General features: G+C 64.5%; 11 protein-coding genes (1 of these 11 running past the window's edge). 6 read left to right on the top strand and 5 right to left on the bottom strand.

All coding sequences use genetic code 11. The features are described from left to right. Window positions 1–83: 83 nt before the first annotated feature. Window positions 84–956, top strand: coding sequence for a DUF4167 domain-containing protein (locus ACSBOB_RS08760; protein ID WP_442583687.1), 873 nt, complete (start codon window positions 84–86; stop codon window positions 954–956). A 202-nt stretch (window positions 957–1,158) separates the two neighbouring features. Beyond that, the gene (clpB, locus tag ACSBOB_RS08765; RefSeq protein ID WP_442582047.1) at window positions 1,159–3,771 is read left to right on the top strand and encodes an ATP-dependent chaperone ClpB; all 2,613 of its coding nucleotides are present in this window, start codon (window positions 1,159–1,161) and stop codon (window positions 3,769–3,771) included. Between the two features lie 267 nt (window positions 3,772–4,038). Here the strand turns inward: clpB and ACSBOB_RS08770 are convergent, their stop codons facing one another. Next, window positions 4,039–5,265: a hypothetical protein gene (locus ACSBOB_RS08770; RefSeq protein ID WP_442582048.1), complete on the bottom strand. Its 1,227-nt coding sequence runs from the start codon at window positions 5,263–5,265 to the stop codon at window positions 4,039–4,041. Window positions 5,266–5,383: 118 nt separating this feature from the next. Continuing rightward, window positions 5,384–6,199, bottom strand: a complete 816-nt coding sequence (locus ACSBOB_RS08775; protein ID WP_442582049.1) for an acid phosphatase — start codon at window positions 6,197–6,199, stop codon at window positions 5,384–5,386. A 579-nt stretch (window positions 6,200–6,778) separates the two neighbouring features. On the opposite strand from ACSBOB_RS08775, the gene ACSBOB_RS08780 reads away from it, so the two are divergent. The 4 genes from ACSBOB_RS08780 (at window position 6,779) to ACSBOB_RS08795 (ending at window position 10,941) form a co-directional block, all read left to right on the top strand. Next, window positions 6,779–7,642 (top strand): hypothetical protein, encoded by an 864-nt coding sequence (locus ACSBOB_RS08780; protein ID WP_442582050.1) that lies wholly within the window; start codon window positions 6,779–6,781, stop codon window positions 7,640–7,642. Window positions 7,643–7,816: 174 nt separating this feature from the next. Next, complete coding sequence (locus ACSBOB_RS08785) at window positions 7,817–8,182, top strand: MmcQ/YjbR family DNA-binding protein (protein ID WP_442582051.1); 366 nt, start codon at window positions 7,817–7,819, stop codon at window positions 8,180–8,182. A gap of 165 nt (window positions 8,183–8,347) precedes the next feature. Beyond that, the gene (locus tag ACSBOB_RS08790; protein ID WP_442582052.1) at window positions 8,348–9,820 is read left to right on the top strand and encodes a L,D-transpeptidase family protein; all 1,473 of its coding nucleotides are present in this window, start codon (window positions 8,348–8,350) and stop codon (window positions 9,818–9,820) included. 281 nt (window positions 9,821–10,101) lie between these two features. Continuing rightward, on the top strand, window positions 10,102–10,941 hold the full coding sequence (locus ACSBOB_RS08795; RefSeq protein WP_442582053.1) for a diguanylate cyclase domain-containing protein: 840 nt from the start codon (window positions 10,102–10,104) through the stop codon (window positions 10,939–10,941). 76 nt (window positions 10,942–11,017) lie between these two features. Here ACSBOB_RS08795 and ACSBOB_RS08800 read toward each other — a convergent pair whose 3' ends face one another. The 3 genes from ACSBOB_RS08800 to ACSBOB_RS08810 form a co-directional block, all read right to left on the bottom strand. Continuing rightward, entirely contained in the window at window positions 11,018–12,094 is a 1,077-nt protein-coding gene (locus ACSBOB_RS08800; protein WP_442582054.1) for a class I SAM-dependent methyltransferase, read from the bottom strand. Between the two features lie 201 nt (window positions 12,095–12,295). After that, entirely contained in the window at window positions 12,296–13,357 is a 1,062-nt protein-coding gene (locus tag ACSBOB_RS08805) for an alpha/beta fold hydrolase (RefSeq protein WP_442582055.1), read from the bottom strand. 136 nt (window positions 13,358–13,493) lie between these two features. Continuing rightward, on the bottom strand, window positions 13,494–15,337 hold the 3' portion of the coding sequence (locus tag ACSBOB_RS08810) for a M23 family metallopeptidase (protein WP_442582056.1). The gene runs 115 nt beyond the window's last position; the window shows 1,844 of its 1,959 coding nt (coding positions 116–1,959); its start codon lies beyond the right edge, outside the window; it ends in the stop codon at window positions 13,494–13,496.

Raw genomic sequence — 15,337 nt, forward strand, 5'->3', positions numbered from 1 at the left:
GGATGGCCGGCAAGGCGCACCGTTCGTGAATTGTTTTTCTAAACGAAGAGAGTCTGATGAGGCCACAACAGCAGAACAGGCGCATGCGCGGTCGCAACAATAATGGCGGCGGCGGCGGCAATAACAACAATAACAACAACAATCGCAAAGGGCCGAATCCGCTCACGCGCAATTATGAAAGCAACGGTCCGGACGTCAAAATCCGTGGCTCCGCGCAGCAGATTGCGGAGAAATATACCACTCTCGCCCGAGACGCCCACAGTTCCGGCGACCGCGTCATGGCGGAAAATTATCTCCAGCATGCCGAACACTACAACCGCATCATCGCTTCGGCGCAGGCGCAGTTCGCTTCCCAGCAGCCGCAGGCGTCTCGTGACGACCTCGACGACGACATGGATGACGGCTCCTACGAATTTGACGGCGGCACGAACAGCGGCGGCGGCGATTCCTACACGCAGCCCACGATCCAGACGCCGGTTCAGCAGCAGCCGCAGGCTGCCCAGCCTCAGCCTCAGCCCCAGCCAGTGAACGGCTCCGGCCCGCAGCCGGTGATCGAGGGTGTTCCGGCCGAGGTCGCGCTGAACAGCGAGCCGGCCGGCCAGCCCAGGGCCGGCGGACGCCATCGCGAGCGGCGCCATCAGCACAACCGCCACAATGGGACGAACGGCGCTTCCACCCATGTGGCGAGCGGGGTCCCGGAAATCGTGGCCGCTGCGCCTGCCGTGGAAGTTCCCACGCCACCTGTCGCGGAAGTTCTCCCGCAGCCTGAGCCGGTGCAGGAGCCGGTTCCCGTTGCTGTCGTCGCCAACGAGGCCCAGGCGGTCGAGGAGCCGCCGCGTCCGCGCCGTGGACGCCGGCCGCGTCGCACCGAAGAAGCGCCGGCAGCCGAGGCCCAAGGCGAATTGCTTGGTGCGCCCGCGGCCACCGGCGAGACGGCCGCTCCCGTCGAAAGCTGATTTTTCCATCCTTTTTGACCACAAGGCGGCCGGGCAGGAATGTCCGGCCGCCTTTCTTTTTGATCTGGCTCAAGGCGATCTTGAGCGAATTCCGCGAGATACCCATATCCGGCAAAGTTGAACCCGCCTCGTCCGAGGGGGTTCGTCATCTAGGCCAAGCCGGTGCCGCAAAGCGGGCCGGTACGGAAAAGGAGACAGGTATATGAACATCGAGAAATATTCGGAGCGCGTGCGCGGTTTCATCCAGTCCGCGCAGACGTCGGCGCTTTCCCGCAACAACCAGCAGTTCACGCCCGAACATATCCTCAAGGTCCTGATCGACGACGAAGAAGGCCTTGCCGCGTCGCTGATCGAGCGCGCCGGCGGCCGTGCCCGTGACGCCAAACTCGGCGTCGAGGCCGCGATCGAGGCGCTGCCGAAGGTCGAGGGCGGCAACGGCCAGCTCTACATGGCGCAGCCGCTGGCAAAGGTTTTCTCAACCGCCGAGGAACTCGCAAAGAAAGCCGGCGACAGTTTTGTAACGGTCGAACGGCTCTTGCAGGCGCTCGCCATGGAGAAGTCGGCCAAGACGTCCGACATCCTCGCCAAGGCCGGCGTCACCGCGCAGGCGCTGAACGCCGCCATCAATGACATCCGAAAAGGCCGCACCGCCGATTCGGCTTCCGCCGAGCAGGGCTACGACGCGCTGAAGAAATATGCGCGCGACCTGACCGCCGACGCGCGTGCGGGAAAACTCGATCCGGTCATCGGCCGCGACGACGAGATCCGACGCACCATCCAGGTTCTGTCGCGGCGCACCAAGAACAACCCGGTGCTGATCGGCGAGCCGGGCGTCGGCAAGACGGCCATCGCCGAGGGCCTGGCGCTGCGCATCGTCAATGGCGACGTGCCGGAATCGCTTAAAGAAAAGAAGCTGATGGCGCTCGACATGGGCGCGCTGATCGCCGGCGCGAAATATCGCGGCGAGTTTGAGGAGCGGCTAAAGGCCGTGCTCAACGAGGTCACCTCGGCGAACGGCGACATCATCCTGTTCATCGACGAGATGCACACGCTGGTCGGCGCCGGCAAGGCGGACGGTGCGATGGACGCCTCCAACCTGCTGAAGCCGGCGCTGGCGCGCGGCGAACTGCACTGCGTCGGCGCGACCACGCTCGACGAGTACAGAAAACATGTCGAGAAGGACCCGGCGCTGGCCCGGCGCTTCCAGCCGGTGTTCGTCGAGGAGCCGACGGTGGAGGACACGATCTCCATCCTGCGCGGACTGAAGGAGAAATACGAGCAGCACCACAAGGTGCGCATCTCCGATTCCGCACTGGTGTCGGCCGCGACGCTCTCCAACCGCTACATCACCGACCGTTTCCTGCCCGACAAGGCGATCGACCTCGTCGACGAGGCGTCGGCGCGCCTGCGCATGCAGGTGGATTCCAAGCCCGAGGCGCTGGACGAGATCGACCGCCGCATCATGCAGCTCAAGATCGAGCGCGAGGCGCTGAAGCTGGAGAAGGACGACGCGTCGAAAGACCGGCTGCATCGCATCGAAAAGGATCTCGCCTCGCTGGAGGAGGAGTCCACCGAGCTCACCGCCAAATGGCAGTCCGAGAAGCAGAAGCTGGGGCTCGCCGCCGACCTGAAGAAGCAGCTCGATGAAATGCGCAACGAACTGGCCATCGCGCAGCGCAGGGGCGACTTCGCCCGTGCCGGCGAACTTGCCTACGGCAAGATTCCCGAGGTCGAGAAGAAGCTGAAGGACGCCGAGGCGCAGGACGGCAAGGTGGGCATGGTCGAAGAGACCGTGACGCCCGACCACGTCGCCCACATCGTGTCGCGCTGGACCGGCATTCCGGTTGACAAGATGCTGGAAGGCGAGCGCGACAAGCTCTTGCGCATGGAAGACGAGATCGGCGTGCGCGTCGTCGGCCAGGGCGAGGCTGTGCAGGCCGTGTCGAAGGCCGTGCGCCGTGCCCGCGCCGGGCTGCAGGACCCGAACCGGCCGATCGGCTCGTTCATGTTCCTCGGCCCGACCGGCGTCGGCAAGACCGAGTTGACCAAGGCGCTGGCCGACTTCCTGTTCGACGACGAGACCGCGCTGGTGCGCATCGACATGTCGGAATACATGGAGAAGCACTCCGTGGCCCGGCTGATCGGCGCTCCTCCCGGCTATGTCGGTTACGAGGAAGGCGGCGCGCTGACCGAAGCGGTGCGCAGACGGCCCTATCAGGTCGTGCTGTTCGACGAGATCGAGAAGGCGCATCCCGACGTGTTCAACGTGCTGCTCCAGGTGCTGGACGACGGACGGCTGACCGACGGGCAGGGCCGCACGGTCGATTTCCGCAACACGCTGATCATCATGACGTCGAACCTCGGCGCCGAATATCTGGTCAACCTCGCCGACGGCGAGGATGTCGACAAGGTTCGCGACGAGGTGATGTCGGTGGTGAAAGCCTCGTTCCGGCCGGAGTTCCTGAACCGCGTCGACGAGGTGATCCTGTTCCACCGCCTGCGCCGGCAGGACATGGGCCGCATCGTCGAGATCCAGCTCAAGCGGCTGGAGAAGCTCCTGACCGACCGCAAGATCGGGCTCGATCTGGATCAAGAGGCGATCGACTGGCTGGCTGCCAAGGGCTACGACCCCGCCTACGGCGCCCGCCCGCTGAAGCGCGTCATCCAGAAGGAGCTGCAGGACCCGCTTGCCGAGCGCATCCTGCTCGGCGACGTGCGCGACAATTCGACCGTGAAAATCACGGCGGGAAGCGACCGGCTGAATTTTCGGCCGCGCGCGTCGCTGACGGCGGATGATGAGGCTGAGGCGGCGTAAGCGCCGCTCTCCTGTACGGGTAGGGCCGAGCCCCAATGAGAAAAATGCCCCGCCGCAAGGCGGGGCATTTTTTGTGCGCCCAGTATGGACACACTCTTGTGCGTGAAAATTCCATCGTGAGCTTGTCATGGCGAGCCAAGTCAAGCCTGACTGCCGGAGGGCGACCGACGTGGGGAAAAGCGCGGAAGCTGCGGCCGATGAACAAGAACCGGATGCGACGCGTTGCCGAGCGGGCAATGAACCGCGAAGCTCAGGGGAAGTTGTGCATTACAGCAGGAGCAATTTCTTCAGGACGGACATGACCTCCTTGTATGGCAGCACGGACGCACCCACCACCGCGAAAGGAATGAGTGCCGCGGCGGCGACGGGCACGACGGCGGCCCTGCTGACGAGGATCGTCGAAAGCTTGCGCATCGCGTCGTAGTGTTTGCCCGGATCCGACAGTTCCGTGTCCGGCTCGGGTGTGGAATCCGAAAAGACATTCCGGCCGATAGCCTTCCGTTCGGCAGATCGATGAAATTGCGTCGCCTGAGCACCCAGAAACGCCAAACCTTGCTCTTTCAACCGATGAAGCGGAGGGGTGAAGGCGGACAACGGATAGGCGAAGAAGCCGATGACGATCGCGAGCCAGCCGCTCATGACCACGCTTAGCGTCGCCGCGGACAGGTCTTCGTGGTGGCTGTACTTTGCGACCGCCGCGGCGATTGCGCAGCTCATTCCAAAGACGAACATGGCATAGGCGTTCGGATACTGCCCCAGGAACGCCAACCCGCCCTTGCCGTCGGGATGGGTCGCGACCAGGCGGAGATCAAGCTTCGCAACCTTGCGAAGCATGCGAGCCCATACAAAGTGCCTCCAAATACCGCGCAGAAAGAGGAAGACGAACAAGGGAAGGCTGAAGCAGATCGACCACCACCCGGCAAGCGAAATCCTGTTGCCTTCCTGCAAATGCTCGACCGCCCATGATGACGCTCCCACCGTGTGAAGATTCAGGTAGGAGAGGATCGAGGCGACAACCGCCAAGGCTAGGCAAATAAGCTCTGCCCCCCGAGAATCGCGCTGGCGAAGCGCCGAGGACACGATAGCCGCGGCAGCCGGGATTGACCCCGGAGCGACGATCGGCGCGCTCAGAAGCTGGGACAGCTTGGCTTTCAAGCCTTTTTCCACCTGTTGCTCGGCCAGAATAAAAGCACCGATCCCGAAGAAGAACTTCGCCCATACCCCGAGATCGGCGAGATAGGCTCCCTGGCCGTGGTCCAGTGAGAAACTGCGCGGCAAGCCAAGCAGAAAAGGAACGCCCCAGGCCAACGACACGAACAGGGCCGCTCGAGACCCGACGCGAAGCGTGTGCTTCTGAAGCAGTTTCAGTTGCACTTGCAGTTCGAAGAAAGGTCCGCCGTGGGACGCAAGAAATTCACCCAGATCGGGAGCGGGGCGCGGGGAAGGATCTCCCGCGTTCACGTCCGCCGAGGCCGGAGTAGCGATCTCGTTCATTGGCAGGCCACTTCTTGAACAGGGATTTTGAAGACGTTGTACCGCATCCGAGATTCCGGCCCGCAAATTCCCGGGCAGGAAATTCTTATCGACGGAATGAGAAATACGGCCAACGGCGTTACTCGGTGGACAAGGCCGCTTCCTCCGCGGCACAGCTTGGCTGGGCAGATGAACCATTTGCCTGCACGGCTTTCACTTCTGCGCGGGCAGCCTCGATATCAGCGAGGAATTCTGCATTGCTATGAAGCTTGGCCACCGCGGCAGCACCCATGATACGCCCTGCATCGACGTCGCTCTGCCAGTGCGCATCGCAAATCACACGGCTCTGGCCGAATTCCATACCGCGCTTGAGCAGATTATTTGCGCGCTCAGGGTTGACTTCGGTCAGCACAAGCGCCCAGGCCCAGCCAGCCGCAGTATGACCCGAAGGGTAGGAACCGTCATGGCGTAGAACTGGCTCCTGGTCGGGCGTGCAGGTGCCCTCGTTGTGGACCACGAAAGGACGCGTGCGATTGAACGCGTTTTTGACGCCATATGTCGACAGGCCCGCGTCCGTCAGCACCTTCTGCATCAGCCGATACAGATGCGGGGTTCCGCTTTCATTGATGTCGACCCCCATGGCGCAGGAGAAGTTCTTTGCCGGCTGTGGAAACTCCAGATCTGCGTCCATGCGCGCCAGGTCCCAGCGCGGCTTGTCGCGCAGCGGTATGGTTGCGCTTCTTGCCGCTTCGTCGCGGGCAAGCGCCGCACTCCCCTCCGCCGGGGGCGGTCCGAGCAATTCAAGGCTATCGGGCAGTTCTTTTTGCTGAAGATAGCCTGGGGATATATGGAAGTTCGGGTCCGTCACTTTGGGTCCAGCGGTATTGTCTGAGGCCGCCGAAAAAGTATTGCTTGCGATTAATGCAATGGTGGACAGAAAGGCTATTTTGTACATGTTTGACGGCACAGAAGAGAGCTCCTACAGGTCAATAAGCTGACGCCAACGCAAATCGATTCGGCTTCGCTGCATGCAGCAATACAAACCGCAGGGGTAAGGTGGCGCCCTTATCCGGCCATATGTGATCATATGAATCTTCTTACTTTTTGTTAAATCTGGCGGCCAAAAACGCGTTGCGCCAAAGGGAAGTAAGGTGGCGAGGGAGACCGGCGATTCCTTCAGATCGGAACGGCGCTGACACTACGTCAATATCGCACAGATGGCCTGGGCCGTGTCGTATCTGAGATCATACAATAGAGACAGATATACGGGTTCCCGGTTTCATTCTCTCCAGCGCACTTGTGCGCGCTTTCCGCTAGGAAACGGCGCGAGCGTGTCAATCGCCTGCCTCTGATCGGGTGGCGTGCGTCTCAAAAAAGGGGATGGATTTCCGGTCCCTCGAATGAATCAAAAAGAGTCTTCCTGTGATTCCATGTGCTTGACGGGCACCTCGCAAAAAATCCGTTCCCATTTATCCCCAACCTCCCCGCGCAGACGACAATCGTCGCGCCTGTGTTCGAAGCAAGGGAGGCGGCGATGGACTTGAGTGCAGTGATCGAGAACCACCGCGCGGCGCTGAGGCGCATCGTGGCCGCGCTCGTCGCCATGGTCGAGATGGGGGGACAGTTTGCTTTGTTTCCGGGGAAAGGCGTGGCCGCCTCAACTCCGGCGCAGGCGGAAAAAAGCGAACCGTCCCCGGCGCCTGGCTTGCCGCGCCATCTCTACCGCGCCGTGCTCAGGCTGCTGCGGCCGGCCGAATCCGCGGCGCGGCGCCTGGTCATCGTGCTGGCGCGCGGTGTCGTCGTGGCGCTACCGCCGCGGCACGCGCGCAAGGCCAAGCCGAAGCCGAGGCCGACTTCCATCTTCGTGCGCGACGGCGTCGGCACCGGCATCGTCTTGCCGCGCGGCGCACCCGTCCCTGCCCATCTGGCCCATCTCGTTCCTCGCAAGACGGCGGCCCGGCCGCTTTCCTTCCCGCTGCTCGATCCGCTGACGCGGTGGAGCCGCCACCGCCGGCGGGCGGTCGCCACCAGCGTGCCGCGCATCTGCATAGCCGGCATCACCCAGCACCTTGCCGTCCCGGCCTGGAAGCCGCCCTCGCCCGACGATCCGCTCGACGCGGGCCGTCTTGGCCGGCGGCTGGCGGCGCTTGCCCGCGCGCTGGACGATTTGCCGGGGCAGGTGAAACGCTTCGCGCGCTGGAAAGCACGGCGCGATCAGGCGCTTGCGGCGGGACGCATTTGCCGCGTTACGCCTCTGCGCGGCGGCCGGCCACCGGGCGGCCGCCTGTCCCGCTACGATCCTGACGCCCCGCCCGGGCGCAACATTCGCGACATCGACGAGATTCTGGCGCACGCCCACGCGCTGGCCCACTACGCGCTCCGCCCCGACACGTCATGACGCGTCGAACGCCCGGGGACAGTTACCTGATTCCGCCCGCGTCAACCTTGAAACGCTGCGTCTTTCTGCGGAATCAAGGAAACTGTCCCCTGAACTTGCCGGGAATGATCAACAGCCAGGCCGGTGAAAATCCGGAGCGTGGCAAGGACCCGTCATGTGTGCGAGAGAGGGGCCATGACCCTCGACGACTACAACGCCTTCTGCGCTTCGCTTTCCGCCACGACCCATGTCGTCCAGTGGGGCGGGGCGCATGTGTGGAAGGTCGGCGGCAAGGTTTTCGCCATTGCCGGCTGGAGCGATGGCGACGCGCTTGCCGTGACCTTCAAGACTTCCGAAATGGCGTTCGACATCTTGAGGGAGCAGCCCGGCTGCCGCCCGGCGCCCTATCTTGCCTCGCGTGGCATGAAATGGATCCAGAGGCAGACGGACGAATCGATGGATGACGCCGCACTCAAGGACTATCTGCGGGAGAGCCGGCGGCGGGTCGTCCTCGGGCTGACGAAGAAGATACGGCGGGAACTCGGGCTGGACAACGCCTGAACTGCCCGCCCGCGCGCCTCTTCGGGCACGGTTCTACGCCGGGCATCGGAAAATGCTGGCGGTCATCTTCATGCCCTGTTCATACTGGAACAACTAGATTCGCAGGCGCGTTACGGTCTATCCGGGCGCGGAACGACGGACGGGAACCGGAGAGAACGACCAACAATGCTTCGCGGGCTGATTTTTCTTCCGGCCATGGCAATGGGTTTGGCGGCAAGTGCCGCTGCCGCATCCGAATCCCCCGCGCCATGGATGCGCGAACCGGCGCGGCAGGCTCCGGCGCAGGGCGAGATCCGGCTCGCGCAATATCGCGACGCGGAAGTCTATTTCGACGGCAACGGCAACCGGGTCATCGTCGATTCGGTGACGGGCGAGGTGATCGCCGTGCAGCCGCGCGAGTTCAACAACCGGCGCGACCAATTTCGGGAGCGCCGCCGCGAGATCCGCCGCCAGGACCGCTATTATCTCGACGATCCGGAAGACATGGCACGGCTCAGGCGCGACGAGGGTTTGAGGGCCGTTCCGTCGGATGACGGCTATGCCATTCCGGACTACGCCCAGCCCGAGGAGGACTATGGCTACCGCGAGCCGGCGCCCGACGAATTCCCGGCTGCGCCGCGCCCGCCGCGCGGCGGACGCGAGGCCCCGCCGGTCATGGCCAGCCAGGAGCCGATCCAGCGTGCGCCGCTCGGCGGCGGGCAGGTCAGCTCGGCCGAATCGGACATAACCGGCACGGTCGAGCCGCGTCCCGACACAACCGTCAGTCCGGCGACGCCGCCTGCGCTAAACTTCACCGCGCGCGAGGATGTCGCGGCAATCCAGGTGCTGATGGACAGGGCAGGGGCTTCGCCCGGCGTCATCGACGGAAAATTCGGTTCGAATGTCGACAAGGCATTCGCCGCCTATCGCGAACTGACCGGCACCAATTTGAAGTCGACGGACACGATCGGCATCACGGCAGCGCTTGCGGAGAGCGGCGGCGATGCCTTGGGCCTGTACGAGATCACGCCCGAGGACGCGGCCGGACCTTTCGTTGCCGCGGTTCCCGCCGACTACAGCGAGAAGGCCAAGCTCGACCATATGAGCTACACCTCGGTCACCGAGATGCTGGCCGAGCGGTTCCATATGGACGAGGGCTATCTGAAGGCCTTGAATCCGGAGGCGAATTTCTCGCGACCGGGGACGCTGGTGCGGGTCGCCAACTTCGGCTCGAACGTCACCACCAAGGTTGCCCATATCATTGCCGACAAGGGCCAGAAGCAGGTGCGGGCCTACGATGCCGGCGGCAAGCTCGTCGCCGCCTATCCGGCGACGATCGGCTCGTCCGATACCCCGTCGCCCACCGGCACGCATGCCGTGTCGCGCGTAGCAATCAACCCGAACTACACCTACAATCCGAAGCTCAATTTCAAGCAGGGCGAGAACGACAAGGTGCTGACCATCCCGCCCGGACCCAACGGCCCGGTCGGCTCGGTGTGGATCGCGCTGGACAAGCCGACCTACGGCATCCACGGCACGCCGGATCCGTCGAAGATCGGCAAGACCGAAAGCCATGGCTGCATACGCCTGACCAACTGGGACGCCCAGGAACTCGCCAAGCTGGTCTCGGCCGGAGTGATTGTCGAATTCGTCGAGTGAGGTCAGCGCCTCAGCCTTTCTCGACCGGGCTCTTCCGGCGTTTCGGCCTGACGGCACGGATGGGTCCGGCTTGACGAGCTTGACGCGATCCGGATCATCCATGGAGCTTGTGCAGGCATATTTTCAGCCTGCTCGCGCCGCGGTCGTGCGGGTCCTAAGGCGCTCGCGGAAAGGGGCATCGGGCGGTGACGGCGGCAACGGTCTTTGATAAAATTCAATCGTCGAAACTGACTGGCCGTTAATCGTTTGGCCTCACGCTTTCGACGACGAGGGCGGGCTGGATGTCGGCAACCGATCTGCATCGGCAGAGCCATTCCAATGGCGACGACCCGGGGATGTGGCCGGCCAAGGTCTGGCGCCGGGTGTTGACCGCCGGGCTGTGGTTGCTGGCGGTGATCGGGCTTTTCGCAATCGTGGCGACCATCGACCTGTACGATCGGCTTTTCGCGGCAACCCGCCTCTATGAAGACTGGGAACTCGACGAGCTCTTGTCGTTGCTGCTTTGCGCCGGCCTGGTCTCCATTGTGTTTCTCGCCATCCGCACCCGGCAGCTCTTCCGCGAAATCGCGCGCCGCGAGGCTGCCGAACGCCTCGCCCATGAGTCGGCCAGGCACGATCCGCTGACCGGGCTGGCCAATCGCCGCCGCTTCGGCGAGGCGTTGCGGACGGCGATCGCGATATCGGAAAACTCGTCGTCGAACTGCGCCGTGCTGTTCATCGATCTGGACGGCTTCAAGCCGGTCAACGACACCTACGGTCATGCGGTTGGCGACGAGGTGCTGATCGCAGTGGCCGAGCAGATCGCCCATGCGGCACCGGAGGGGACCACGGTGGCGCGGCTCGGCGGCGATGAGTTCGGCATCGTGATCCCGGGTTCCACCGGCCGCGAATCGCTGCTGTTTCTTGCGCAGCGGCTCGCCCGCGACATGGCAAGGCCACGGCAGTTCGGCACGTCGAGCCTTGCCGTGGGCGCTACGGTCGGTATCGCCGTGCATCCCGACGACGGACGGGACGCGGAAGCGCTGATCGCCTCGGCCGACCAGGCGATGTATGCCGCCAAGCGGGCCAAGCGGGTCGGCACACCGGGCCGCGGCGACGGACGGATAAAGGCGGCGAGCTGAAGGGCTCGGCGCTTGGTCGTCGAGATGCCATGGCGTAAGCGCGGCTGCTTCCGACGCCCGTGATCTCGGGCCGGCCTCAGGCTGTCGCTTCGAGCACCATGTTGAACGGCGTCGACGTCGCCACCCGTACTTTCCCGAAGCCGCCGGAGCGGATGACGTCCTTCAGCCGGGCCTCGCCGGCCTGCGCGCCGAGTGCTGCGCCTTCTTCCTGCGCCAACGATGTAGGCACGCAGATCATCGTCGACGCCGAATAATAGAGGCGGCCGACCGGATTGAGGTTGGCTTCGAGCCGATCCTGCGCCATCGGCTCGACCACCATCCAGGTTCCGTCCGGTCTCAGCGACTGCCTGACATGCGCCGCCGCGCCGCGCGGGTCGCCCATGTCGTGCAGGCAGTCGAAGCAGGTCACGAGGTCGAGATTTTTGGCGGGATAATCTTTTGCCAGCCCGACCTCGAAGCGCAGATTGCCGGTGCTCCCATGCGCCTTGGCGTGTTCGTTCGCCTCCGCGATCGAGCCTTCGTGAAAATCGTAGCCGACGAAGGTCGAGTTGGGGAATGCCTCGGCCATCAGCATGGTCGAAACGCCGTGGCCACAGCCGACATCGGCCACGCTGGCGCCGCGCTCCAGCTTTTCGACGACGCCGTCCAGGGCAGGGAGCCAGGCCGAGACGAGGTTGTTCAGATAGCCCGGGCGGAAGAAGCGGGCGACGGCGCAGAACAGGCAGCCCTCCTGACTGCCCCATGCGACGCCGTCGCCGGTGCGGAAGGCCGTTTCGACCGATTTCTGGTTTTCGACCATCGCCGCCATCATATCGAAGGCGCCGATCATGTTCACCGGGCTGCCTTCCACGGCGAACACCATGGCCTGCTCCGGCGGGAGCGAAAATGCTCCGGTGCCCGCGTCATAGGCCAGATAGTTCGACGCGGCCTGGGCGCTGAGCCATTCGCGCAGGTATCGTTCATGGCAGCCGCTGGCCTTGGCGAGCGCGGCCGGCGTCATCGGGCCTTTCTCGTGGAGCGCCCGATACAGTCCAAGCGTGTCGCCGATCCTGACCAGCGGAACGCTGGCCGCGCCGCCGAGATCGGACAACAGCTGCCCGACAAAACTGTTCAGTTTGTCTTCGCTGACCTTATCCTGGCTGATCGCGTCCATCTCGGTCTCCTCCGTTTTTTCCAATGGCGAGGCCGGCGGACCGGGCATGCCATCCCTATTTCGACAAGCTTGGCGCGGCCGCGGCAGGCGGGCCGGCAAAGCGATGGTGCGGTGAGAAAAACGTGCGTCGGAGCGGAGCGCATGGGGCGTTTGTCCCGCCCGTCGTGAAAAACATTCGCCGGTATGGTGGGCCTGTCCCCATCAATCCTTCAGGGCGAGCACGATGGCTTCCGCCCGGCTGCGCACGCCAAGCTTGTCAAGGATTGAGGACAACTGGTTCCGCACCGTCTTCTCGGCCTTGCCCAACTGCCCGGCGATCGCCCGGTTGTCGAGACCGGCGGCGACAAGCGCCAGAACCTCTGCCTCGGCGGCGGTGAGGCCCGCCCGGTCGACGGACGGCCTGCGAAGGGTTTCCGCTTCGGGCGTCAGAAAGCTACGTATCTCGGCCAGGAACTGCAGCCAGGCAGGCTCGGACGGAAGCAGCGTGTGGTTGCTGCTCTCCAGTGGCACGAATCTGGCGTTCTGGATCAGCCCGGCCAGCTTCCGGCCTTCCTCGAAGGGCACGCGCGCGTCTCCGCGCGCATGCAGCACCAGCGTCGGAACCCGAAGCTGCGCGGCCATCGCCGTCACATCGATCTGGTGAAGCTGCTCAAGCGTCAGTGCCGCGATCTCCGGGCTCGTGCTGATGCGTTCGAGGTCGTTCCACCATCGATGCTGCTCCGCCGTCCCGCCTGGGATGAACAGGCTGGTGAACACCTGGCGGAAGGCCGGATTGTCCCGCCCCCAGCCGACGCGGATCAGGTCGACCAAGGTTTTCGCTTCGAGTCGCTCCGCTTCGTTCGTTGCCCGGTGGTGCGCGCCGCGCGCATAGGCGCCGAAGAGGATCAGATGCGAGACCCGTTCGGGATGACGCAACGCGAAGGCGATGGCCAGCGCGCCGCCTTGCGACATGCCGAGCAGCGGGAAGGATCTTTGGTCGATGGTGTCGGCGACCGCTTCGAGATCCGCCAGCCAGGCATCGAACGATATGTCAGCCGGCTGCCGGTCGGACAGGCCGCAGCCGCGCTGGTCGTAGCGGACGTAGGTGTTGCGCTCCGAAAACGCCGTCAGCCATGGCCGCCAGATCGGGCTTTCGAGGTCGTATTCGACATGGCTCAGCCAATGCGCGGCGCGCAGCAGCGGCGGGCCGCTTCCGACGGACGCGACGGCAATCCTGGTCCCGTCGCGCGAGGAGCAGAATTTTATGGTCTGTCGCAGCACCATGCGGGCAACATTATGCGCGGAGCGCCGCCAACGGTAGGTGTCGTCTGCCGCAAAAGCAGGCGATCTGCACTCCAGGCCGATGCTGTGAACAGAATACCAACAGCAGGCAAGCTGGCGCGGCGGGGGATTGCCCCGGCTACTTTCCTGCGCTGGCGACCTTCAGCGCCGAGCCGTCCTTGTCTTCCTTCAGCAAATCGTCAATCCGTTTGCGCTCGACCTGGAAGCGATCGAGGTCCTCGCCCTTCAGGGCGCGGCCCGAGGGCAGGCGCACGCGCATCGGGTCGACCTTGGTGCCGTTGACGATCAGTTCGAAGTGGAGATGCGGCCCGGTCGACAGGCCGGTGGTGCCGACGAAGCCGATGACCTGACCCTGGCGGACGCGCACGCCGGGTCTTATCCCCTGCGCAATGCCGCTCTGGTGGTTGTAGGAGGTCTCGTAGCCATTGGCGTGGCGCACGATGGTCTGGCGGCCGTAACCCCCGGCCCATCCGGATTTTTCCACGACGCCGTTGCCGGCGGCGATGATCGGCGTGCCGCGCGGCGCCGCCCAGTCGACGCCGGTGTGCATGCGCGTAAGGCCGAGGATCGGGTGGTTGCGGCCGCCGAAGCCGGAGCGGAAGACGGCGTTGGGCACCGGCTTGCGAATCAGGAACTGCTTCGAGCTGCGGCCGTCTTCGTCGAAATAGTCGATCGAGCCGTCCGGGAAGGCGAAGCGGTAGAATTTCTGGGCGACGCCGCCGAAATTGGTGGCGACGTAGAGCAGTTCCGAATCGTCCGAAACCGCGTCGCTGTCGTCGGGCTGCGAGAAGAACACGTCGATCTGGTCGGACGGGCTCAGTCGCGACTGGAAGTCGACGTCGGAGGCGAGCAGCTTGATCAACTGGCGCGTCATCGAGCGCGACATGCCGTAGGAATAGGCTGCCTGGTAGATGCCGTCATAGACGGAGGGCAGGGCGCCGCGCGCGGTGATGATCGGCGTGTCGTCGAAGGCGGTCTGCAGGCCGGGATTGGGTTCGGCCTCGGGCGTCGTGACGATGGTGTTCCTGTCGTTGACGGCGACGGTGATCAGATGCTGCGTGCGGTCGTAGACGCCGAGCCGTACCATCTTGGCGTCCTCGCCGCGCACCTCCAGCCCGATGCAGAGCACCGTGCCGGCCTTCAGCGTCGTGGCGTTCAGCCGGTCGGCGACGGCAGCAGCCATTGCCTTCGCATCGTCCCCGGCATAGCCCGCGTCGGCGAGTGCTTCGGTGACGTCGCGGTCGCTGTTGAAGGGGATCAGGTCCTCGGCATAGGCGATGTCGTCGGCGGCCGGCTCGCTGCGCGGCGCGACGGAGACGTTTTCCTGGGTGATGCGGATGCCGTAGGACGCGGCGGCCAGCGCCTGCGCGTCGAGCCCGTCGCCGAAACGCTGCGGATCGACATAGTGCAGCGCGGCGACCTGGATCGCGCCGTCGGTCAGCGCGGCGCCGGTGGTGCGGACCACCTCCTCGACCTCGGCGGAGGTCAGGTCGCTCTTCTCGTCGAAAGCGGCGGTCGAGATCGGGAAGTCGACCGTCTTCAGGCTCATCTCGTTCTCGACCTTCGACCCGTATATCTGCGCGCCGGTGGTTGCGGCGGCCGTGACCTCCGCCGCGCCGTCCTCGGCGAAGACGGCGAGCGGGTCGAAGGGCGGGTAGGAACGGGTGGTCTTGTAGCCGGCGGCGAGCGGCATCTTGATCTGCACAAAAGGCATAGTCTTGATGACGTCGTGATCGCCGACGCGGGTCATCATGGAGACTTCCATGCGCCGGCGGTTTTTGGCGCGCGCCACCTGGCGCGGCGGCACGAGGCGCGTGGTCTTGGCCGCCTCGCCGCCGCTGTCGTCCTGCACGGTGGCGAGGTCGGCGATCTCCGGCGGCGTGGCGAGCTGCTCGCGGCCGTCGAGCGCCACGACAAGGGCGACACCCATCAGAACAGTCGAGGTGACGCCGGTCAAAAACG

The organism is Mesorhizobium sp. KACC 23794 (assembly GCF_052180275.1).
In the GTDB taxonomy this organism is placed as follows: domain Bacteria; phylum Pseudomonadota; class Alphaproteobacteria; order Rhizobiales; family Rhizobiaceae; genus Kumtagia.

What these genes read in the sequence shown, in the direction of transcription:
- ACSBOB_RS08760 (WP_442583687.1), top strand. Translation starts at nt 84, where the DNA reads ATGCGCGGTCGCAACAATAATGGCGGCGGCGGCGGCAATAACAACAAT.
- clpB (WP_442582047.1), top strand. Translation starts at nt 1,159, where the DNA reads ATGAACATCGAGAAATATTCGGAGCGCGTGCGCGGTTTCATCCAGTCC.
- ACSBOB_RS08770 (WP_442582048.1), bottom strand. Translation starts at nt 5,265, where the DNA reads ATGAACGAGATCGCTACTCCGGCCTCGGCGGACGTGAACGCGGGAGAT.
- ACSBOB_RS08775 (WP_442582049.1), bottom strand. Translation starts at nt 6,199, where the DNA reads ATGTACAAAATAGCCTTTCTGTCCACCATTGCATTAATCGCAAGCAAT.
- ACSBOB_RS08780 (WP_442582050.1), top strand. Translation starts at nt 6,779, where the DNA reads ATGGACTTGAGTGCAGTGATCGAGAACCACCGCGCGGCGCTGAGGCGC.
- ACSBOB_RS08785 (WP_442582051.1), top strand. Translation starts at nt 7,817, where the DNA reads ATGACCCTCGACGACTACAACGCCTTCTGCGCTTCGCTTTCCGCCACG.
- ACSBOB_RS08790 (WP_442582052.1), top strand. Translation starts at nt 8,348, where the DNA reads ATGCTTCGCGGGCTGATTTTTCTTCCGGCCATGGCAATGGGTTTGGCG.
- ACSBOB_RS08795 (WP_442582053.1), top strand. Translation starts at nt 10,102, where the DNA reads ATGTCGGCAACCGATCTGCATCGGCAGAGCCATTCCAATGGCGACGAC.
- ACSBOB_RS08800 (WP_442582054.1), bottom strand. Translation starts at nt 12,094, where the DNA reads ATGGACGCGATCAGCCAGGATAAGGTCAGCGAAGACAAACTGAACAGT.
- ACSBOB_RS08805 (WP_442582055.1), bottom strand. Translation starts at nt 13,357, where the DNA reads ATGGTGCTGCGACAGACCATAAAATTCTGCTCCTCGCGCGACGGGACC.